Below are 22588 nucleotides of genomic sequence, written 5' to 3'. Positions count from 1 at the left end.
TTGTCAATCGCGCTTTTCTATCGGGCGACATCAGTCGGCCGTTGTGGCTCGGCCCTGCATCAACAGCGGTATCTGTTCTGCCGGCACGGGTTTACTGAACAGGTATCCCTGTACTGCGAAGCACCCTGCGTCCGCCAGGAAACGCGCCTGTTCATCGGTCTCGACGCCTTCGGCGATCACATCGAGCTCCAGCGTCCGTGCGAGGGATATGATCGCGGACGTGATCGCCATGTCGTCGGCATCACCCGGAATATCGGTGATGAAGGACCGGTCGATCTTCAGTCGCGACAGCGGAAAGCTCTTCAGCGTGCTCAGGTTCGAGTAGCCGGTGCCGAAGTCATCGATGGCAAGGCTGACGCCGAGATCGTTCAGCTCGTTCATTTTCGCGACGGCGCCGTGCACATCGCGCATCAGCAGACTTTCCGTGACCTCGATCTCAAGCCATCTGGGTTCAAGCCCGCTCTCGGCAAGTGCCGCGGCCACCTGCCGTGTCATGCCGGCTTCCTGGAACTGCCGCGCCGACATATTGACGCCAATCGTCACAGCGGCAAGGCCCATGGCCTGCCATTCCTTCGCCTGGTGGCACGCTTTTCGCAAGACGGCTTCGCCGATGGAAACGATGAGCCCCGTCTCTTCGGCGAGCGGGATGAAGTCGGCGGGAAACAGGAGCCCATCCGTCGGATGGTTCCAGCGTACCAGCGCCTCCAAACCGATGACCTCACCCGTCTGCATGTCATTTTGGGGCTGGAAGTGCAGGACGAACTCATCTTGCTCTACCGCCCTTCGCAGCTCCTCGGTTCTGCCCAGCTTCAGCCGGGCGTTCTCGGCCATCGCAGGTTCAAAAGCCCTTATCCCGTTGCGTCCGCTCTCCTTGACGCAGTACATCGCCATGTCTGCATTAACGAACAACTCGCCGGCGGTTTTCCCATGTACCCGAAAGCGTGCCATGCCCATGCTGCAGGTAAGTTGCAACGCCATTCCGGCCAGTGTGAGCGGCTGTCCGATGGCGTTGCGGATCCGCGTCAGTCGTGGAAGAAAATCCTCGTCGGTCTGCTGCAAGGCGATGATGAACTCGTCACCGCCTACGCGCGAAACCAGACCTCCCTGTCCGACCGCCCCTGAGATCCTGTTGGCGACGGCTTGGAGCAGTGTGTCGCCGACTGCGTGTCCCAAGCTGTCGTTGACGAGCTTGAAGTTATCGAGGTCCAGAAAGACGACCGCAACCTCAGTTGCCGCCTCCGTCGCAAGATCCAGGATTCCAGCGAGCTTCCGGTCAAGCAACGTTCTATTCGGCAGTCGGGTCAGTGCATCGTGCTCGGCCAGGAAGGCGATGCGTTCGGCGTCGTGATGACGGTCTATTGCGATGCCAATCGTCTGTGCCACCCCGACAAGGAATTCGGAAAGGTTTGCGTCCTGACCGAGCGAGCCGTGGATCGCCAGCAATCCGTGCTGGTTACCTTCGCCGGATGGAATGGCCAAGCAGCGCCACAGTGCGGGGACGCCGACGATGTCTGATGGCAAAACGCAAGCGGCGCGGGTGGTAGGCGATGCTGCTGCGAGGTGTAGCTCCTCGCCGCCCTCTCTGTGCAGCAGCACCGCGGCGGCAGCACCCGAGATGACCTCTTCGAGGAGGTCGGCAACCTCCTCCAGAAATGGGCTGAGATTCACGCCTCGGGCCACCGTCTGCAGAAGCCGTGCCTGCGCCTTCATCAGGACTTCAGCCCGCTTTCGCGCCGAGATATCCCGCGACGCCCCCACGACGCCCATGACCGTGCCCGCCTTATCCTTGAGCGGAACGCGCGACATCATCAGCCAACCACTCCCTTTGAGACTGAGTTCCTCGACCCCAAGGTCCGGTTCGCCACTGTCCATAACCCGCCGTTCGATGGCGGCTATCTCCCCGGCCGCATTCGAAGGATGGAGGTCGAAGTCCGTCAAGCCGATGAGTTCATGCACGCTATCCAGTCCATTGCTCGAGACAACCGCCTGGTTGGCGAACAGGAAGCGACCTTCGAGGTCCTTCGCATATATGTAGTCTGGAACATGGTTGATCATGGCCTCAAGCCAATCATAACGCTCGGCGAGGTCCGGGTCATGGGATCGCAGCAGGTTTTCCGCGCGACGCAGCCGTGAAGTCAGATCGTCGGCATCCGAAAGCGCCGGCGCATGGTCGTCCGTTTCAACTGCTGCCTGCTGCATACGTCCCCCGCCATTTCGCGGAGCCAAGGTGCAAGCAAACCCTTATGCATCCGTGAACAAAGGGCTCCCGGAACCCACCGCGTGCAATCTCTCTCGCGCTACGGTAAACCACTGGTTACGGCCCATATCTTGGTGCAATCTTGACGGCAGCGCCTTGCGCGGTCGGCCGGCTGTTGCCAGCCGCACGTGTTGCTCGACCGTCATATCGCCGGGCGATGCGGTGCCGGCAAGACCATGACAGCGCTGGCAGGAATTCCGGCGCAATTTCGCTCTCCTATGAAAATAGCCGGATCGCAAAACAGCTATAGTATAGAGCGGCGCATATTTGGGGTTTGAGCCGGATGTATCCGTTCATCGTGTAGAGCAATACCCTGTTCGCGCTATTCTATATTGCGCCTGCCACGATATGATTTATGCGCTTTCCAAGTAAAACCGATCATCATATCGTGCGACGTAGCGGAGACTGGTCTGTTCGAATTCTTCGGGTTTAAAGACGATGAGCATTGAGCCGATAGGAATATTTACGATATTGCTCGGGCTGTACGGTCTGGCGTCGGGGTATGCTTCAACGGCCACGATCTTCGTGGTGATGACATTGTTCGGGTCGGCCGCGGCAATCCTGGCTGGTCCGGCGAATGTCCAGCCGGCTCATCTCTTTCTTCTCTTTCTCGCAATTGCCACGTTCGGGACCGGGACGCGGTGGCCAGTGGCGCTGAAGATGCTTCATTTCGGCAAGGCGGGCTTCTGGCTTGCCCTTCTTGCCGTCTATGGAGCGGCGTCGGCCTATTTTCTGCCGCGGTTCTTTGCCGGCGAGAGCATGATCATCCCGTTGGGCGTGTCAGAATATCCTTCGAGCGGCGGAACGGTGCCTCTCGGTCCGGTTTCGAGCAATTTGACCCAGACGATCTATATCGCCGCGGATGTCATCTGTTTCCTGACAATCCTATCCCTCGGCTCAACGAGAACCGGCTTCATGGCAATCGTAAACGGCCTAATCGCCTATGCGGGCTTCAATGTCTTCTTCGCGATGCTGGACCTCGCGACAAGCGCGACGGGCACGCAGGACCTGCTTCAATTCATGCGAAACGCCTCATACGCTTTTCATGAAAACGAGACCGTTTACGGGATGAAGCGCATTGTCGGTTCCTGGCCGGAAGCGTCTGCCTTTGCAGGCACGACACTGGGCGCTCTCGGCTTCACCGGCACTATGTGGCTTTGTGCGCGCAAGGGCGGGTGGACCGGCCCGCTTGCCTTGGCCTCGCTGCTTTTGATCGTTCTGTCGACATCGTCGACGGGGCTCGTCGCCGCACCCGTCTGCCTTGCCATTTTGTACGTGACAGCATTGGTGCGGAGCGGTGTCACGCGAGGCAGCCGCCACAGCGCCGCCGTGGCGCTGCTTTTTCCGCCGCTTACAGTCGCCTGTGTGCTGGTTGTGATCATCCACCAGGGTCTCTACGACCGGGTGCACGACTATGTCGACCTACTGGTCCTGAGCAAGTCGACGTCGGATTCGGGACTGGAAAGGGGATCCTGGAACACCTTCGGACTGCAGAATTTCTGGGATTCCTGGGGGCTTGGCGTCGGTTTGGGAACGGCACGTACGTCGAGCTTTCCAGTGGCCGTTTTGTCCAATGTCGGCATTCCCGGCGCGATCTTTTTCACGCTGTTTGCGCTGTCTGCGTTGTGGCCTTCAAACGAAGCTCGGCGGACATTCGAGTCCGATGTTCGGCTGGCTGCCCGCAACGGTTGCCTGTGTCTGCTTCTCGGGGCAATCGTGGCTGGAGCGACGATCGACCTCGGATTGCTGTTTTTCGTCCTCGCAGGCCTTGCAAGCAGCAAGCCATCAATGGACGCGGTGCCTATGCCGCTTTTGCCGGCTGCGGGAGGCTCAGCCGGACCGCGTCCGATCACGGAGGCCCTCAGCTCACCCGAAGCCGACGCCGGCCGTGGGCCCGCGGGCCGCTACTGATAGACCTGAAAATAGTCTACTCGCATCTGCGTGAGCAAATCGTCCGGCTCTCGCTTCTGGGGAACGTCATTGTGTAGCGCGAGCGTCAATAGTGGCCAGAACACGTCCGCGTCCAGATCGAGGTCGGCGGAACGATTGATCGACCAATTCGCCGGCAATCCGGTCCGCGTGTCGATCACGGGTTTTCTTTCGAAATATGGCACGCATCGTGTCTCGTCGACGAAAATGCCATAGCGACAGTAGCCTTGGGTCATGTCGAGGGTCGTGGCCACGCCGGTCCCCTCATGGTGCTCGCCAGGCTGGCCCCACTCATGCAGATAAGCGCCATAAAGGGTGGGCTCCCAGCCCTTGTGCTCAACAACATCGAGTTCGATGCTGGTACTCGGGTTCAGGATGCTGCGGCCGTTCAACAACCAGAAAGCCGGCCAGCTGAGGGGGTGCTTCGGGAAAAGCATTCGTGCTTCGAAGTATCCCTGTCGCCAACCCTTGGTGACGATGCCGTCCCTTCGGGCGGTTTGAAGACTACCCGAGATCCACTGGTAGTCGCTGTGCGTGTTTCCATAATAATTGGGAACGGTCATCGTCTTGCCGATGTACTTGGCCGAGATCTGCAGCGCTCTGCCATTGACCGCTCGATCGTCATCGACGACAGCGTATGGATTGAACCCCTCCTCCCCCGTGCGTCTGGCAAACGCCGATGCCCCATAAAAGCCAGGTTCTGCTGACGTGGGCTTCGGACCAGCGTTCCAAACGGACCAGTCAATCGTATCGAAACTATCTTCAAAGACGAGCTTGCGACCGACGGTCGGATCGTCTGTCGACGCGCACGCGGACGAACCAGGCATCAGACCGAAACCAAGCCCCAGGAAACCGGCGGACGCCTCGATGAAGCACCGTCGTGAAAGGACTGACTTGTTCATCGAAGTCTCCTCAGTGCGCAAAGACCTAGCCCGCGGCGACGCGCAAGGCGTCGGCATGAATATCGACGACGTTCTCGGCGCTGTATCGATCGATAAAATCTCTTCGAAAGCGCGCATTGAGTCTTTCGGCCGGGAGATTGTCGCAATAGTAAATCATGGCGTCGACGAGCGTCTGGCCGCCATCAGCCGCCACCAGGCGTCCGAGGCGCCGGTCGACCAGAATATCGCTCGGGCCAAATTCGCAATCGGTCGCGATTACCGGAAGCCCGAACCGCAATGCCTCACATATGGCGAGCGACCAGCCCTCCCAACGCGAGGTCGAAACATAGACGTCACTTGCCGACAGCGCCGGTTGCGGATTGTCCGGATAGTGCTCGATCGTGACAATCGCCCCGAGGCCGAGACGGCCGATCTCACTTTGCAGTTCCGCCTCGCCGTTGCCGTGGCCGACAATTTTCAGCCGGACATTCCTGCGAAGCTTCGAGAGCTTTGAAAAAGCCTGAAGGAGAATGTCCTGGCCCTTCTGGTATGAAAAGCGGCCGACATTGACGAACGTTACGCATTCGCTTTCGTCGGCGCCTTTTTGGATGTCGATGCCATCAAATCGCCGGACCGGATTGGGAACCCAATACTGTGGCGTGTAGCTGCCGAACATCGCCTTGAAGGACTCGAGCTGCCTGGGCGAGGTTCCAAACACGCAAGAGGCGCGCCTTAGGAAATAGGCTTTCATCAGAAAGAACAGGATCCTTGCCTTCAGATGGCTTTGCTCACGCCACGGATTGCCGTGTAGATGCACCACAAAGCTCCTCCGGATGCCGATGCACGACGCCATCGCGATCACAGCTGGTTCGATCTGGGGAACGACGACAAGGTCGTAGTCCTTGCTGCTGATCACCTCGCGAAATGCACGCATCAGCTCGAGACGGCTGCGCGGACGTCGGTCGATTGAGTGATAGTTCTGCCCGGACGGCCTGTTGCTGTGGGTCGTGGTGTAAAGAACGTCGATCTCGAAGTCGGCCGAATACTTCTCCGTGAGTTTGCTGCAGATCGTGTCAACGACGTGTTCAATTCCCGCAAAGGAATGGGTCCCGGGTTGGACGTACAGGATCTTGCGACGGTGTACCGCTTCATCCTTCTGTCTTGATGGGCCCGCTTTTACTTGCATTTTTCTACGTCCTCTTGAACAGAGAGATTTGCGTAGTATGGTATAGAAAACAAATTGCAGAAATTTCGTAGGAAACTCCCTTGCTCGATCCGGGGTCGTTCGACTTTCGGTGCGAAGAAATATTGTTGTCTCGTCGGAATAGTTATTCATGGCGGTGCGAAATGCAACAATAAAGGTGTGCGCGCGATGACGATAATTGATTTACAGCCGGCCGATTCCGAAACTGTACTTCCTTTGCTGCGGTGTGACTTATGTATCGTGGGCTCCGGACCGGCAGGCAGCACGATCGCGCAAGAACTTTCAAACAGCGGCCTTCAAGTGGTTCTGCTTGAAAGCGGCGGATCGGAGCGACATGCAGACGTTGATACGCTCAGCGATATCGAGAACGTAGGTCGGCCCCGCGCTAAGGACCAGTGGTCGGTTCGCAATCGCATATTGGGCGGCAGTTCTCACACGTGGGGCGGGCGGTGTGCGGGATTTGACGAAATCGATTTCGAGGAGCGGGCCTGGGTTCCCTATTCCGGCTGGCCGATTGCCATCGAAGATATGGTCCCGTATCTGGATCGAAGCGCTGTCCATCTGGGCTTGGCAGTCGGCAGCGGTTTCAGCGATGAGCGTTTCTGGGATATCGCGCAACGACCGGCGCCTCACGCAGAGGTGGATCCGTCCCTTCTGCTGCCCTTCTTCTGGCAATTCAGCAGGGATGAAGCGGAGACATACCCCTTCGAGTACATGCGCTTTGGGCGGCACTTGTCCGGGCGTCTCGGGTCGAACCTCACGCTGGTGACCGGTGCGACCGTATCGCGCGTGCTGACGGTTGAATCCCGGGCCGGCGTCCGTGGCCTGGAATTTGCGGCACTTGACGGGCGCCGGCACACGCTGGCTGCGTCTGCCGTTGTCCTTTGCGCCGGAGGCATCGAGAATGCGCGCATTCTCCTGAATTCAGGCACGGGCACTCATCCCGGGCTCGGGAATGATCGCGACCAGGTGGGGCGCTACCTGATGGACCATCTTCGCGGCCCAGCCGCCCTCTTCGACCTTGTCGGATCGGAAGTCCTGCAACGCCGCTTTGGGCGCTACAACGTCAAAAGCCATTTCTTCCGCGCCGGCCTGCGGCTGAGCCCGGACGTCCAGCGACGTGAACAGCTGCTCAATTGCTCGGGCTGGCTGGGAGAGGTTGTCGCGCCCGACGATCCATGGGATGCACTGAGACGATTTGCCGCCCGCAAGCCCGCGTTGCCACAGGACGCGATCAATATCTTGAAGAACAGTTCGTTGCTGCTGCGCGGTGCCAGGGATTATTTTGGATCCCGCAACGGCCTCCCGCGCAAACTGCGCGAGCTCACGCTGGACACCATGTGCGAGCAGGTGCCGGACGCCGAGAGCCGCATCACCTTGTCGGAGCGCCGCGATCGCCTGGGGATGAGACTGCCGAAGGTCGATTGGCGCAGTCATCCTGACGAAGCGCGCACAATGCATCGGATGGCGGAACTGGTGTCGGACGAATTGGAAAGGATAGGCCTGCCAAGGCCGGCCCTTGCCGACTGGGTGCGCGACAAGGCGCAGATCCCGGCGAGTTTTGTCGATGTGGCCCATCCAACGGGAACGACACGCATGTCGCGCGATCCCGGCAAGGGTGTTGTCGATGCCGATTGCGCCGTTCACGGTGTCGAGGGGCTGTTTGTTTCCGGCAGTTCGGTGTTCCCGACGGCGGGCCATTGCAATCCAACCCAAATGATAGTCGCGATGGCAGTCCGGCTCGCCGACCATTTGAAAGCCCAACGTGTTAGACCCACTCCAGTCAAGGTGATGACGAATGTCGAGTGAGACGGTGCTTGTTACGGGCGCGACCGGGCGGATCGGACGTGTGGTCGTCGCCGACCTGGTGGAGCGCGGGTATCGCGTGCGCGCAACCACGTCGAGGCCGCGTGTCGGCATCGACGCCGATCGCGATGGAATAGACTGGCGAACGGTCGATTTTCTGCAGGAAACCGACTTCGACAGTCTGGTTGCCGGCTGCGACGGCATCCTTCATCTGGCCGCCGAACTCGGAAAAAAAGATCGGATGGTGCGCGTCAACGTCGAAGCAACGCGGGAACTGGCAAGGGCGGCCGAACGCGCGGCCGTGCCGGTCTTTTGCTATACCAGCTCGGTCTCCGTCTACGGCAGCGGCCGTTCGATAAACATCGCCGAAGATTCCGACGTTCTGACCCATGATCGCGACGTGCCGTCGGAATACTGGGCGCTCGATTATGTCCGCCAGTATGGCCGAACCAAGCTTGCCGGTGAACTCGGGCTTCGAGAGGTTGCCGCCAAGGTGCGCTATGTCGTCTTCCGCCCCGCCGTTGTCGTCGATATCTCACAGATCATTGGCGTGCGTGACTGGCCCTTGGTAAAGCGGATGCTGGCGGCCCACCGCCATGCACACCACATCTATGTGCAAGACGTGTCGGACGCGCTGATTTGGTTCATGCAGCGCGGCTTGATGGGTCAAGGAAAGCCCGGCAGCGTCAGCGTCTACAATCTTTCGGAGGACGACAGGCCAGATCCCCACCACAGGGACTTTATGCGCAAGGCATTCGCCGCAAGCGGCGACCGCCGCTATCGAACTGTCGTGGTGCCTGGGATCGCAGATTGGCTGCACGACGCCTTGCGGTTCCGATCGTTTCCTTTCAGAAATCCGCTCTGGCGCATGAGGTTTTCAAGCGAGCGACTGAAAGCGTCGGGCTACCGCTTCCGGTTTGGAATGGCAAAGGCCGAAGAGCTTGCGCTGGACACCCTGCGGCTGGAAATACCGCAAAACCAACAAAACCGAGATAGCCTTGCAGAAAGGCGGGCCTAGTCAGCGGAATACTTGGAATGAACTTTCTGCCACAAGCGACGGCGCCCGCCCTCGGTGCGCTGCGAATAGAGGCAATACAAGATCCCGTGGCCTGAAAGATAACCAGCCTCAAGCACGACCGCAAATGCCAGGCTCCAGGCAACCGATTGCAGAAGCGAGCTTCCGATCGAGTAACTTGCGATTGCGTAGGCAATCATCACAATGAGAACAGTAAGTGTGAAAATAAGAACCGGCATGCGCAGTGCACAAATCACGCCGATCAAAAAAGAAACAGCTATTGCCCACTCCATTAGGTTGATTCGACCTCCTGTCCGGTGCGACCCGTAGCTGTCTATCATCGGCCATCTGCAAGGTGTAGGCAAGTCCAAATTAAATCGTCCACAGGGCGCCCGGGGCACGCGGCGGCCCTCTCGGTGCTGGACCCCACCTGATCTTCGCGACTAATTGCTGGTGCGGTTTAAGGCAGAAGGTATTTGTTCTCGCCGTTCAACGCGAATGACATCGCCAGGAGAGACCGGATCATTGTCGCTGACAATCACGCTCTCGACGCTGCCACCCACGACGCGGTTGATCGTCGTCGAAAAGCTGTAGGTGTCCTTGTTCTCCTCCAACGCGGTGACCGCCATTGGCGCACGGATCTGCAAATTTCTTAGAAGATCCTTCGCCGTTTCAGTCTTTTCTGCGTTTGACGCAAATCGGTCGCGCAGTTCGGCGGCTTCAGTCAGCGCATTGATGCGATAGCGGTTGCGCACGTCGCCAATGTCCTGGTCGACCTTTGCGACATCCTGTTGCGTCTTGAGTATGGCAAGAGAGACATCGAGATTGCGGCTCTCCAGTTCGGCAACGTTCTGGTTGGCACCGAGCTGCCGCGATGAAAGGGTCAATCCCTGGGTCACCAGCTTGTTGACGGAACTGAGGTCCTTGTTGGCGAGTTCAATCTGCTTGACCAGCGACGCGGCCTTTGCCTTTAGGGCCTCGATCTGATTTGTCGCCAGCACCTTGGCCTGGTTGAGCGCTTCGATTTCCGTATTCATGGAGTTCGCGCGCGTCTCGAAAAGTGCCTGCTCGTCCTGCATCATCCGAGATACGCGCGGCTCGCTTGCATGCTCCACAATATCCGGCGGAAAGCCAATTGCCGAGGCGTTGTTCAAAATCGCATCGACACGCGCCTGGCGTGCAACAAGTTCAAGCCGTTCAGCCTCGAGCCCGCGCAGATCACCACGGCTGGACAGGGCGTCGCGCTGCAAGCCGATCAGGTTGGGATCGACGGGCCCAATGCCTCCGGCCATGCTCAGTGCCTGGACGACGGTCAGTCCGGGGCTGAAGCTGTATTTTCCAGGGTTGGTCACCATGCCGGCCACGAAAATCGGGCGGTACGAAGAAATCTCCACCGATGCGTTGGGACGCTTCTGCATGCCGACCTGGTTCTGGAGCCGTTCACCGATCGACTCGGAAACCTGTTCGAGGGTCTTGCCTGCGGCAGGGATGATCCCGATGATGGGCAGAGACAGGTTTCCAGCGGCCGAAATGACAAAGTCGCCAGTTAGGGGAACCCATTCAAACGCCGTCCCGGTACTCGGCCGCCACTCGAAGACGCGAATCTTCAGTGTGTCCTGGGGTCCAAGGATGTAATCCTGCGCGATCGCCTGGCATGCGCCTGTCATGAAGGCCACGGCAACGGCCGACAAAGCAACCCGCAGCGCGGCATTCATATATTGCCACAGGCACGCCCCAACAGGCCTGGTAGCAAATGAGCGTCGACGCCAGACAAGGGATCGCATGCTGTTTCTCCCATCAGACGGATTGCAGGGCGCCATCCGAGGATTTCTAGGTGGTCACGCGGGCAAGGCGAGCGCTGTCCCGGTTACCTGCTCGACGTGGGTGCGGAACCGATCGACAAAGATGTCACGGCGAAACTCAGCGGCCCGCGAAACCGCATCGACAGGATTAAAGTCCAGACGCTCCATCCGGTCAACGGCGTCCATCAATTCCTCCGTCGTCTGCGTTCCAAAGAACACACCGGTCTTATTGGCAATGACCGTCTCGGTTGCCCCCCCGCGCCCGAAGGCGATGACCGGCCGCCCGCTCGCCATCGCCTCCACCGGAACAATCCCGAAGTCTTCCTCACCCGGAAACACCAGAGCCTTGCAGCGCGCGTAGTGGTGCTTGAGAACGTCGAACGGCTGCGAGCCCATGATCGTCACGGTGGGGCCTGCAAGCTTCCTGAGCTGATTGAGCATCTCGCCGCCGCCGATCACGACCAGCTTGGCGTTCAGTCGATTGAACGCTTCGACAGCAAGGTCCGGCCTCTTGTAGCTGACGAGTTCGCCTGCCATCAGATAGTAGTCGCCGATCTCTGATGCCGGGACAGGGCGGAAGGACGTTGTATCGACCGGCGGATGGATGACCGCTGCGTCACGCCGGTAGTAGCTCTTTATGCGATGCGCGACCGTTGTCGAGTTGGCGACGAAATCGTCGACACGATTGGCAGTCGCCACATCCCAGGTTCGCAGATAATGCGCCATTGGGGGCATCATCAATCGGGTAACGAGCCGGGAGCTGTCATAATATCTGTTGTACATGTTCCAGATGTAGCGCATCGGCGAGTGGCAGTAGCAGATATGCAAGGCCGGCGAAGTTGGTATCACGCCTTTGGCCGGTCCAGATTCGCTGCTGATGACAAGGTCGTAGGCGCCAAGGTCGATCTGTTCGAGCGCCATCGGCATAAGAGGAAGATACCTCTTATACATCCTGCGTGCATAGGGCAGCGTCCCAATGAATGTCGTGCGGATCGTGTGGGCCTTGATGGTGTCGGAAATGGCCGCGGGATCGCAGACGTGGGTGTAGATGTCCGCGGTCGGAAAAATATCACACAGGGCTTCCAGAACTTTCTCGCCCCCGCGCATGCCCACCAGCCAGTAATGTATGATTGCTACTCGCACGCCATGCTCCACGATCGGACACAATCGATATTACTGTAGCGTGTAAGGCAGGAAAAACCATATAAGTTTCCATAATTTAATAGAAACGGTAGATATTTTTTGCTGCCAAGGTTGGATAATAGCTGCGTTTTATAGTGCTGTCTCTCTCATACGTCACATTGATGTAGTGTGCAGCGCAATAAACGCATTGTCAAACCGTTTAATACTTGTTAGCTTCCTTGCGTATGCCCGTTCGGCATTTCTCTGTACGTGTAGCAAACCTATCTATTATGTGGGGAGTACGCAGATGAGGGAAATTGATCTCGGTCTTGATTTCGACAGGTTCAATGAGACGCGGCTGCACGCGCGTCTAACAGCTTCCCGGAACAGTGAAGCGATGAGCAAGACTTGGTCCTCCGCCGCCTCGGCGTCTTTTAAGTATGCGGTTGACGCAGTACTGGCTGTCGTCGCGCTGCTCGTCCTGTCGCCGATGATATTGATGCTCACGGCGATGCTGCTTGTATTGCAGGGCCGCCCCATTTTCGTTGCGCATCGGCGCATAGGTAAGCACGGCGCGACGTTCCCTTGCCTGAAATTCCGCACGATGGTCCCGAATGCGGACGAGGTGCTGGCCAGGCATCTCGACGCCAATCCGCGCCAGAAGGAAGAATGGATGGCGACCCGAAAGCTTAGGGATGATCCTCGGGTAACGCCGTTCGGCGCCCTGCTGCGAAAGAGCAGCATCGATGAGGTCCCCCAGCTCTTGAACGTTTTGCGGGGGCACATGAGCCTCGTTGGTCCTCGCCCGATTGTCGGCAGCGAGGCTGAGCTCTACGGCCCCCATTTTGCCGACTACATCAGAGTTCGTCCGGGCCTCACAGGATTGTGGCAGGTCAGCGGGCGCAGCGACACGACCTATAGCGAGCGCGTGCAGCTCGATGTGCTCTACGTGAGACAGCGCAGCTTTCTTGGGGATTTGGCGATCATGTTGAAGACCATCCCGGCGGTTCTGCGCTCGCGAGGCAGCTGTTGACGATCGGTTGGTGCTCATGACCGCGGCTGCCTATGCGTGAGTTTCCTCCCGGCAACGTGCTTCGACTGCTCGATCGCGACGCCGGGCCTGTTTGTGTTTGTGTCTGCCTTTCCTTGCTGCCTCCTTCGCGGGGCTTGCGGGAGGGCCTCGTGGGAGTGGGCGGTGCAGGGCGCTTGTAAACGTCATCGATGTCTGGACTTGCGTTTGGCAGGCAAACGCTGTGCCATCGGAGACATGCCATGAGCGCTCCGTCGGCGATCAACGGTCGTTTCCTGACGCACAGTGTGACCGGCGTGCAACGCTACGCCCATAAAGTCGTCGCCGCACTCGATGGACTTGCTCCTGCCGAGGGAACAATCGTGTTCTGTCCAAGGACTGCGGATGATGTCGAATTCGCGCGGTTGCAACTTGCCAAGGGCGGACACACAACGGGTCATGCCTGGGAGCAGTTCGAACTCCCACGCCTTTGCCATGGTCGCCGGCTGCTCAACCTGTGCAATACGGCTCCCGCCGTCAAGCACGACCAGATCGTGTGCATTCACGATGCCAACATTTTTGCTGCGCCCGGCAGCTACAGCTACGCTTTCCGGTTCCTCTATCACCGACTCCAGCCGGTGCTTGCTCGGCGTTCGGCACGCATAACAACGGTCTCTCACGCCGCGGCGCGCCAAATCGCCCGTCATTTGCCCGTATCGCTCAACGATATCACCGTCCTGCCGAACGGTCACGAACATGCCCTCGGTTGGAACCCTTGCCTGGCGAAGGCGGCACCGGATCTGTTGCAGTCACGCAGCGCTCAGCGCCCCTTCGTCCTGGCTCTCGGCTCGCGCGCCCGTCACAAGAATATCTCACTTGTGATCGATATCGCCCCAACTCTCCACGAACAGGGCATCGACGTCATCGTCGCCGGCGGCGGCGAGGGGATATTCACCCCGGAGGCGTTGAATGGCCAGCCCAATGTATACTTTTCCGGCCGCGTATCAGACGACGATCTCGCCTATCTGCTCGACCGTGCTCTATGCCTGGTATTCCCCTCGCTGACGGAGGGATTTGGGCTTCCAATCGTCGAGGCGATGGCCCGAGGCTGCCCGGTCGTCGCGTCAAACTGCGCAAGCATGCCGGAGGTCTGCGGCGATGCGGCCCTTTTGGCTTCACCGTTCGACCGAGAAGAATGGGTTCGTCACATCGGCGCTCTCAGGCGCTCGGCCGCACTGCGCGATGATTTGACCAACCGCGGTCGTGAGCAGGTTCGTCAATTTTCCTGGCATAGTACCGCAACAGGATATCTCGACCTGCTCGAGCGACCCAGCGCGGATGTCGCAACCTACAAGCCGGCGGCGCCGGCGCCAACGCGCATGGCCGTCATATTTGCCACGCGGGGAAGGCCACATGTCGTTGCAGCCACCGTCCGGCATTTCCTTGCAACCCAGACGCTGAAACCTGCGACCGTGATCGTATCCTGCGTTGATACAGCCGACGCCGGCGACCYCGTTTCGCTTGCCGGTGTGACGGTGGTAACGGGACCTGCCGGCCTTGCAGCCCAACGCAACAGGGGTTTGGATCGGCTTGCTCGCGGAACCGAGATCGTGGCTTTCTTCGACGACGATTTCGTGGCCGACAGAAACTGGTTGGCGTCGGCTCAAAGGGTTTTCCGCGACGAAAGTCAGGTTGTCGGGTTTACGGGTCGCGTGGTTGCCGACGGAATCAAAGGCCCGGGAATCGGCTTTGATGAGGCCGTGCGTCTCGTCGAGGCAGCCGAGATCCGCCGACAGCCGGAATGGACAGAGCCCTACAGCCCGTATGGCTGCAACATGGCTTTCCGTGTGGCAGCCATCGGCGAGGCAAGATTTGACGAACGGCTCGTGCTCTACGGCTGGCTGGAGGATCGGGACTTCGCGGCGGGAATTTCAAAGCGCGGCGGCAGGCTCGTGAAATCGTCGCTGGCCTATGGGGTTCACATGGGTGTGAAAAGCGGCAGGGTGAGCGGCGAGCGCCTCGGATATTCGCAAATCATAAATCCGCTCTACATGATGGGCAAAGGGACAATGCCGCTCGTGAAGGTCGTAGACCATATCTTTGGCAACGCGGCGAGCAATTTCGGCAGAGCTGTCTGGCCAGAACCCTTCATCGACAGGAAGGGGCGCGCAAAGGGAAATCTTATTGCAATCGCAGACGTTTTGCGTGGTCGCCTCGAACCGGAGCGAGCCGCTGGAATTGCCTCACGAAACACAGTGACGACGAAAGCGGACGGCGGCAGGAGCCACAATGATGTTTAACAGACCACGCCCTCTCGATGTCACATCACGACTCTGGCGACTGGATGAGGTCCAGATGGAAGGCGATGGTCCGCTGGCGCTGCTTCGCTCCCTGATAGCGCTTGGCTTTCGACATAAGAACAGCCTCGTCGCATGCACGCTTGCCGGCGTGGTGATTGCAGGCCTTTACGCACATTCATTGCCACCAACCTACGGCTCGACCGCAACGCTTTTGCTGGAGCCGCGCCAGTCGGCTGCCTCCGGCCAGGAATTTGGCTTTCAGCAGAGCCTTGATCTCTATCGCGCCGACAGCGAGTTGCAGACCATCAAATCGGAGCAGCTGCTCTCGGCCGTCTTCGAAAGTCTGAACCTCAAGGACAATCCGGAACTCGCCCCGCAACAACCGGGTTGGGCTGCCAGGATGATAGGGGGCATTCGTTCTTTCCTCGCAAATCTCGTCGGCCCAGGTGAATCCGATACGGTCGCACGCCTGCCCGACAATGCGCCCGGGAACCTCGCCAACGATACCACGCGTGCTGCATTCCTCAATTTCGCCAGGCGCCTCAACGCACGTCGCGTGGGGCAGTCCTTTGTCATCGAAGTCGAGTATTCGTCTTCGGATCCGTCGCTGCCGGCACGCGTCGCCAATGCCGCCGTTTCCGGCTACATTTTCCAGGCGGTGGCCTTCAAGGAACAGACGGCGAGGGCAGGGACCGAGGCGTTGCAGGGACGCCTGGATTCGCTGGCGACACAGGTGGAAGCCGCTCGCGCTGCCATGCACAATGGAACCCTGCCGGCCATCCCGACGCCGGATGCAGATGCTCGTGTGATCGGCGCAGCGCTTCCCCCCCTTGGCCCGTCGGCGCCGCGCACGTCCCTGATCACTGCGCTTGGCGGCATATTGGGGTTGCTCGGCGGCTTTGGGCTTATCGTGTTCAATCTCGCTCTCGACCGAAGGATTCGCAATGCCAGGGAACTTGCGCGCGATACCGGGATCGTTTGCCTCGGCTCCATTCCTGATTCTCCGGGCGTCGATGCGGTGCCACTGCACGTCAACAGCACGCAGGAAAAGAGGTTCGTCGCGGCCATCCACGATCTTCGCACCTCCGTGGAGATTGCCTGCACCAGTCTGCGCAGCGAACGAAGCATTGCTATCGCAATCGTATCCTGGTCGCCGAATACGGGCGTTACAACGCTCTGCTCGGCGCTTTCTCAGCTGATCATCAGGGGCGGCGGCTATGTGACCCTGTTCCAGACGTCGGAAGGGCGCAATACGGTTGCGACAGACAGCCGCCAGGCCGCCCCACTGTCGCAATCACTGGCTGACGCGGCATTCACCGGCCTGCCGCTCGAACAGATTTCTTTCGATCATGTGAACGGTGTCGCCGTCCTGCCTATCCACTCGCGCGACGCAAACGCAAACCTTTTTGCCGATTTCCGCAATCCGCGTGTCCGGCGCATTCTTGATGCAGCCCGCCTCAAAGGGGACGTCCTCCTGGACCTTCCACCTCTCCATGGTTCGATGGACGCATTGGCGCTGGCGGCGTTTGCCGATGCCGTCATCATCATGGTGCGCGCGGAGGAGACGACGATCGAGGAAGTCGTCGATTCCGCCCAGCTTCTGCGCCGAGCAGGCGCCAATGTCGTTGGTGCCGTTATCAACAGGGTCCCGTGATGACCGCGCCGAAGCTTGCGCCCGCTCCAGACCGACCTGCCACGCAACCCCGATTGGCAATCATCATCTCCTGCTGGAACTACGCCGACTACGTGGCATTGGCCATCCGAAGCGTCACCGAGCAGGGTCGGCAGGATTGCGAGCTGATTGTCATCGACGACGGCTCGACAGACGCATCCTGGGAGGTTATCCAGCGCGAGGGCGTAACCGCCTACAGGATAGGAAATTGCGGCCAACGGGCGGCCTGTCTCTATGGACTTCGTAAGGCACGGGCACCGTTTGTCTTGTTCCTGGATGCCGACGACGAGCTTGAGCCGGGCTCGCTGGCTGCCATTTTGAAAGAGTTGGACGACCGTGTCGCAAAGCTGCAGTTCCCATTGACCCGCATTGATTGCAACGGTGAAGTCATTGGTGAGCCTGTTCCCAGGCTGGAGGCCTTTCGCGATAGCGGCGCGCTCGCCAGCCAGGTGCTGGAGACCGGTGTATACATGACGCCGCCTACATCAGGGAACGTCTTCCGCCGCGATGTCTGCCAGCTCCTCGAGGATGCCGAATATGACAAGGCGGTTGACGGTGTCATCCTCTTCGCGGCGCCTTTCTTCGGCGATATCGTCAGTATGTCGCAAGCGCTCGGCCGGTACCGGCTGCACGATCGGAATGACTCCGGACTGGGGCGCGCGCCAGATCCCCAATTGCTGCGTCGGGAGCTGAGCCGCTTCGTCGCTCGGATCCAACACCTCAGACAGGTTCTGGTCCGCTTCGGAAAATCCGAGGCCCTCGTGGCAGGTGAAGAGACTTTCTACTACCTGGAGCGCTCTCTCTATCTCGCCATCGCGGAAGGACGCCACGTACCCGTCAGAACACTTTTCCATCTCCTCAGGCGGGTGTGGGCGGGCGACAACTCGCTAAGAACAAAGAGCGCTTTCAGCGGCTTCCTGATATTGTCCTCCGCTCTGCCCAACCGTCGCGCTCTCAGGGGCCTTGCATATCGACTTGCGCCCGGCGAACGTTCCGTAGCCGGCCTTTTTCGGGCTTTGCTCTAAGCCAGGGCCCGTCAACGGCGGTCGACGATCTCCAGGCGGCCGCGACCTGCGATCAGCCTGATGCCAAGGACAAGCAGCGTTCCCGTATAGGTGGCGGCTCCGATCATCGCGACCAGGGCCAGTTCCAGAACGTGGTTCAAATCCCTGCTTGCAAGCCCTTCGCGCAGAAACCATACCGATGTCGCCATCAGGCCACCCGCCAGAGCAATCTTCCACAGGTTGTTGCACTGCTGACGGATACTGAGGTCCAGCAATCGGCGAACCTCGGCCAGATAGAATACGAACATGAGGGATGAAAGGGCTACCCGAGCAAGGCTCGTGCCCATCGCGGAACCCAGGTAGAAGCCGATCGGAATCAGCACGATCCGAAAACATAATTCGGTTGCATTCAGCCGGAATATGATGCTGGGCCGGTCGAGGGCCAGGCTCACCGAGTAAAGGGTCTGAAAATAGGCGACGGGCGCCACGGAAAGCGCGAGAACACGCAGGAGTGGCGCGGCACTTGCCCATTTCGCTCCGAGCAGAAAGTCAGTGACCAAGTCTGCGCTCAACGAAATCCCTATGCATGCGGGCAGCGAGATTAACATCGCGAACCGCGCAGCCTTGAGAAAAGCAAGCGTCACACGTTCGCGGTCCGTATTGATCTGCGAGAAGGCTGCCATGACCGGTTGCAGCGCCGGCCCAATGATGCTCTGCGTCGGGATGACCGCGACATCGTTTGCAACGGCATAGCGGCCAAGGGTCGGCCGATCGGCCAATGCGCCGACCAGGAAGCGATCGAACTGCCAGTTGAGCGCGGATATCAGCTGGGCGGAGCTGAACCAGCCGATAAAGCGTGCGAAGTCTGACATTCTCGCAAGCGAAAGAGCTGGCCGATAGGGTGCAAGCACGTAGGATACCAGGGTGGCACCCACCGAAGCGATCGCGTAGTTGACCGCGATTGCCCAGTAGGCGCCGCCAGACAGGACAACGATGGTGGCAACGATGCTGGCACACAGTTTTCCGGAAACTTCCAGGATGAACGTCTGCCGGAAGCCGAGCTCACGTGCGAAGTAGACCATTCCCGGACTGGCGAAGCCTCTGGCGATGGGGCCGAGCACAAGGACTGCGGTCAGAGGTACGAGCACCGGTTCATGATAGAACAGCGAATACGGCCAGGCAGCCGCCAGAACAATGATCGCGAGCAGGCTCCCTCGCATGAGGCCGAGTGTGAAGCCGGTGTCCAAGTGGCTCTTGTCAACGGAGGGAAGGCGTATAAGCGCCTGCGTGACCGGCACTTCGAGCACCGTGTCGACGACCGCGACGAGCGAGGTGGCGAGAGCGGCCAGGCCGAAATCCGCAGGCGTCAGGATTCTGGCGAGAACCAAAAGAGTGCCGAAATCGATGAGACGTCCGACAACGCGCGAGAATACGAGCCATCCGGCCCCTTGCACAGCCTTAAACGCCAGCATTCCGTACTCCGCTCCTGTCCGTATTGGCGGCGTGGTGGATCAGGCGCGCCGTGCACCAGGCTCTGCGACAACCTCCCTCGTATGATTCCGGCCTTACGGCCGCATGACGCCCGGTGCTCGACGAAACGTCGCTGTGGCCGGGTCCGGGAGCAACCAAAGCCACTGTAACAGCACCAACTGATCTATATCAAGACCAAAGCGGGTACTGTTATTCCACCAATAAGCTAATGCTCTAGAGATAGTTATGGTATCGATTTCATGATCTCCAGTTTATTTCAGATATCGACTTCTAGTGGAAAAAACTATACTATCGCTTCCTTATGGGCGGGGAAGTAGGGGCGTATTCCATGGATGACGCGAGCCATCAGACCTTTCAGCTGTCCACAGCCCAGAAATATGATGTCATTATTCTTGGCGCCGGGATCTCTGGTCTTGTCGCCGCGTCCATTCTGGCTGGCCGCGGCAACAGCATATTGATCGTTGATGAATATAGCCACGTTGGCGGCAATCACATGGATTGGACTTCAAGCGAGGGATACACCTTCGATGTCGGCAGCTTGATTTTCCAGGATGATTCCCCGCTGCTGAAACACTTTCCGGAGCTCTTGGCACTCTATGTGCCGATCGTTCCGACCTGGGGACGGCTCAATCCTCAAGGGCAGATAACTGCCTATCCGATTTCGCTCCGTGACGACATTCTGGCTGCTGGTCCCATCGGGCTCTCGCGGATCTTCGCATCCGTCCTCTATGCCCGGTTCTTCCAGCGCCGAATGAGCAATGCGAAGGATTTCGCTCGCTACTGGATCGGCGCCTACCTGCTGCACCGATCCGGTCTCGAAACCTACATGAAGCGGTTCTACGGGATTGAGGCAGAGGAAATTGATCTGGATCTGGCCAACAAACGCATGCGGTGGATCAGCGAGTACGCGTCGCTGATCAGTCTGGGAAGACGTGCGCTGACACCGAAGCGAACGGCCGGGCAGGCGAACCGTCAGATGGCGCGTCCAAAGGAAGGGTTTTCCGCCCTGTACGGGGTGGCGGTCGACCGGCTTGTGCGGGAGGGCGTTGCCTTCAAGCTGTCAGCTCGACCGCGCAGAATTGAAAAGACGGCGGACGGATTCCAAGTGTCTTTGTCCGACGGTGTGCTATCGAGCGGGCGCGTCATTTCAACCATCCCGATTGCAACGGCGGCAAGACTATGCGGGGCGACACCGGTCTGTGGGCTTGACACGATTACGCTCATCACGCTCTACTTCAGCTTCTCGGGAGCGCGTGGCTTCCAACAGTCGATAATTTACAATTTCTCGCACTTGGGTGCCTGGAAACGACTGACTGTCTATTCAGATTTCTATGGACTCGTGAACGGGCGGGAGTACTTTGCCGTCGAGGTTGTTGCCGGTCCGGTCCGATCTGTCGAGGAGGCTGAGGACGATTTCCGGCGACACGCGTCTGCCAACGCCTTGTTTGCAGGGAACCTCACGTTGGAGAACAGCCAGGTTCTCGAGAATGCCTATCCAATCTACAGCAAGGGAGCCGCGCAAAGTGCGGCGCAGGCAATCTCGACGTTGCGTGCATATGGAATTGAATCCCTTGGACGTCAGGGTGGCTTCAACTACCAGCCGACAGCGAGGGTCTCGACTATCGAGATCGAGAACGCGATGTGCACAGAATAGGAATGCCCGTTGGCGAACGGCGGCTGCCTGGCGCCGATGGATTGTGAAATGCGGGAGTGTCCCGTCAGCAATAGCCAATGACGAAAGGTCCGTGATGCGCATCCTGCATATCCTGAACCATACCCAGCGCCTCAATGGCCACGTCCATGCCGCGGTGGATCTTGCTTGCGCTCAGGTTGCGCTCGGTCATCAGGTGTGCGTCGCAAGCGGAGGCGGGGATTTCGACGGGCTTCTACAGGAGAACGGCATCAAGATCGTGGTCGTCGATCATAGCCGAAAGCTGCCCAGCCTGGCCAAGGCGCTCATCGATCTGCGACGTCATGTGCGCGAATTCGAACCCGACGTGGTCCATGCGCACATGATGACGAGTGCCGTCCTTGCCTTCCCGATCAGCAAGCTTGCGGGCATACCCTTGATTACGACGGTGCACAACGAATTTGAAAAGAGTGCGATTTTGATGGGACTTGGCACGCGCGTGATCGCCGTCAGTGATGTCGTCGGTGCATCAATGCGCAAACGCGGCGTGCCTGCATCAAGGCTCAACGTCGTTCTCAACGGCACGATCGGATCGATCAGGTCGCAAGGGCGTTTGACGGAACCGGCAGCATTGCAATCCCCAAGCATTGTGTTCGTCGGTGGGCTGCATCCCCGCAAGGGCTTGCCGGATTTATTCCAGGCATTCGATACGGTATACTGCAGCTTTGACGCTGCACGTCTCTACGTTGTTGGCGACGGCCCGTTCAGGCAAGCATACGAGGCGATGGTTTCGTCTCTGCAGTGCGCGCCTGCCGTCACCTTCGTCGGCGCAATACAAGACCCCTATCCCTATATGCTGGCAGCAGACATTTTCGTGCTCCCCTCCCATGCCGATCCGGCGCCGTTGGTCCTGTCGGAGGCGCGGGAGGCACGGTGCGCCGTGATCGGCACCGCAGTGGACGGCATTCCTCAATTGCTTGAATATGGCGAGGCAGGAATTCTGGTGCCGCCACGCGATCCGGCGGCACTCGCCGAGGCGTTGTGCCATCTGCTGGATGCGCCCGAGCGGATCGCAACCTGGAAGGCGAAAAGCCAGGTGCGTATTGATCACATGACAATAGACCGTGTGGCACGCGAGACGATGCAGGTATATCTGGCAGCCATCCCGAAAAGCAAAAAACTGGCGGCAGCCGCATAGCTACGACCGCGCCATGTGCAAAAGACGCAAGACTTTAATGCTACCTGTGGCGCTAGACCGCTTCGATGATTTTTGGCTTTGACTGATGAACGGCGAGGTGTTCGGCGGACCGTGGGAGGGATCGTGTCCCGGCACGTGGTGTAGGTTTTGAGGAGTAAGGTGGCCATCAGTGTTTTCCGGTAGGGTCGGGTTGTTCAAGACCAACCTGACGGAAAGACCACCGATGACCAATGACATGATGAACGTGCGCTCGCTTGTTGAGAAGAGC

The 22588-nt window shown here is 59.1% G+C and carries 16 protein-coding genes; 9 read left to right on the top strand and 7 right to left on the bottom strand.

Features of this window, described 5'->3' with window-relative positions; translation table 11 throughout:
* Positions 1 to 30 precede the first annotated feature (30 nt).
* Positions 31 to 2199, bottom strand: coding sequence for a putative bifunctional diguanylate cyclase/phosphodiesterase (locus tag AC1DMK_RS28925; RefSeq protein WP_477863754.1), 2169 nt, complete (start codon positions 2197 to 2199; stop codon positions 31 to 33).
* Positions 2200 to 2695: 496 nt separating this feature from the next.
* On the opposite strand from AC1DMK_RS28925, the gene AC1DMK_RS28920 reads away from it, so the two are divergent.
* Positions 2696 to 4168, top strand: a complete 1473-nt coding sequence (locus AC1DMK_RS28920; RefSeq protein WP_477863753.1) for a hypothetical protein — start codon at positions 2696 to 2698, stop codon at positions 4166 to 4168.
* Here AC1DMK_RS28920 and AC1DMK_RS28915 read toward each other — a convergent pair.
* Together AC1DMK_RS28915 and AC1DMK_RS28910 are read right to left on the bottom strand one after the other, a co-directional pair.
* Entirely contained in the window at positions 4162 to 5088 is a 927-nt protein-coding gene (locus tag AC1DMK_RS28915; RefSeq protein ID WP_477863752.1) for a glycoside hydrolase family 16 protein, read from the bottom strand. The two genes, AC1DMK_RS28920 and AC1DMK_RS28915, sit on opposite strands and share 7 nt — an antisense overlap.
* Positions 5089 to 5113: 25 nt before the next feature.
* Complete coding sequence (locus AC1DMK_RS28910) at positions 5114 to 6253, bottom strand: glycosyltransferase (protein WP_477863751.1); 1140 nt, start codon at positions 6251 to 6253, stop codon at positions 5114 to 5116.
* Positions 6254 to 6439: 186 nt separating this feature from the next.
* Here AC1DMK_RS28910 and AC1DMK_RS28905 point away from each other — a divergent pair, with 186 nt between their 5' ends.
* Positions 6440 to 8080, top strand: coding sequence for a GMC oxidoreductase (locus AC1DMK_RS28905; protein ID WP_477863750.1), 1641 nt, complete (start codon positions 6440 to 6442; stop codon positions 8078 to 8080).
* Positions 8070 to 9095, top strand: coding sequence for an NAD-dependent epimerase/dehydratase family protein (locus tag AC1DMK_RS28900; protein ID WP_477863749.1), 1026 nt, complete (start codon positions 8070 to 8072; stop codon positions 9093 to 9095). Before AC1DMK_RS28905 ends, AC1DMK_RS28900 begins: the two co-directional genes overlap by 11 nt.
* Here AC1DMK_RS28900 and AC1DMK_RS28895 read toward each other — a convergent pair.
* The 3 genes from AC1DMK_RS28895 to AC1DMK_RS28885 form a co-directional block, all read right to left on the bottom strand.
* Positions 9092 to 9433: a hypothetical protein gene (locus tag AC1DMK_RS28895; protein WP_477863748.1), complete on the bottom strand. Its 342-nt coding sequence runs from the start codon at positions 9431 to 9433 to the stop codon at positions 9092 to 9094. The two genes, AC1DMK_RS28900 and AC1DMK_RS28895, sit on opposite strands and share 4 nt — an antisense overlap.
* Positions 9434 to 9535: 102 nt before the next feature.
* Positions 9536 to 10807, bottom strand: a complete 1272-nt coding sequence (locus AC1DMK_RS28890; protein ID WP_477863747.1) for a polysaccharide biosynthesis/export family protein — start codon at positions 10805 to 10807, stop codon at positions 9536 to 9538.
* 123 nt (positions 10808 to 10930) lie between these two features.
* Complete coding sequence (locus AC1DMK_RS28885) at positions 10931 to 12001, bottom strand: glycosyltransferase (protein WP_477863762.1); 1071 nt, start codon at positions 11999 to 12001, stop codon at positions 10931 to 10933.
* Positions 12002 to 12323: 322 nt separating this feature from the next.
* On the opposite strand from AC1DMK_RS28885, the gene AC1DMK_RS28880 reads away from it, so the two are divergent.
* The 4 genes from AC1DMK_RS28880 to AC1DMK_RS28865 all read left to right on the top strand — a co-directional run bounded on the left by AC1DMK_RS28880 (position 12324) and on the right by AC1DMK_RS28865 (position 18022).
* Positions 12324 to 13049 carry a sugar transferase gene (locus AC1DMK_RS28880; RefSeq protein WP_080725655.1) on the top strand — a complete coding sequence of 242 codons (726 nt, stop codon included), beginning with the start codon at positions 12324 to 12326 and terminating at the stop codon, positions 13047 to 13049.
* A 239-nt stretch (positions 13050 to 13288) separates the two neighbouring features.
* Complete coding sequence (locus AC1DMK_RS28875; RefSeq protein WP_477863746.1) at positions 13289 to 15325, top strand: glycosyltransferase; 2037 nt, start codon at positions 13289 to 13291, stop codon at positions 15323 to 15325.
* Complete coding sequence (locus tag AC1DMK_RS28870) at positions 15315 to 16979, top strand: Wzz/FepE/Etk N-terminal domain-containing protein (protein ID WP_477863745.1); 1665 nt, start codon at positions 15315 to 15317, stop codon at positions 16977 to 16979. The genes AC1DMK_RS28875 and AC1DMK_RS28870 overlap by 11 nt, the downstream gene beginning before the upstream one ends.
* Entirely contained in the window at positions 16979 to 18022 is a 1044-nt protein-coding gene (locus tag AC1DMK_RS28865) for a glycosyltransferase family 2 protein (protein ID WP_477863744.1), read from the top strand. The genes AC1DMK_RS28870 and AC1DMK_RS28865 overlap by 1 nt, the downstream gene beginning before the upstream one ends.
* 11 nt (positions 18023 to 18033) lie before the next feature.
* Here AC1DMK_RS28865 and AC1DMK_RS28860 read toward each other — a convergent pair whose 3' ends face one another.
* The gene (locus AC1DMK_RS28860; protein ID WP_477863743.1) at positions 18034 to 19473 is read right to left on the bottom strand and encodes a lipopolysaccharide biosynthesis protein; all 1440 of its coding nucleotides are present in this window, start codon (positions 19471 to 19473) and stop codon (positions 18034 to 18036) included.
* Between the two features lie 347 nt (positions 19474 to 19820).
* On the opposite strand from AC1DMK_RS28860, the gene AC1DMK_RS28855 reads away from it, so the two are divergent.
* The gene (locus tag AC1DMK_RS28855; RefSeq protein ID WP_477863742.1) at positions 19821 to 21146 is read left to right on the top strand and encodes an NAD(P)-binding protein; all 1326 of its coding nucleotides are present in this window, start codon (positions 19821 to 19823) and stop codon (positions 21144 to 21146) included.
* Between the two features lie 94 nt (positions 21147 to 21240).
* Entirely contained in the window at positions 21241 to 22320 is a 1080-nt protein-coding gene (locus AC1DMK_RS28850) for a glycosyltransferase family 4 protein (protein ID WP_477863741.1), read from the top strand.
* Positions 22321 to 22588 lie beyond the last annotated feature (268 nt).

It is taken from the genome of Rhizobium sp. 05L419, from assembly GCF_056397845.1.
The sequence above is the reverse complement of the archived record's forward strand: the minus strand, read 5'-3'. Positions and strand labels throughout refer to the sequence as shown.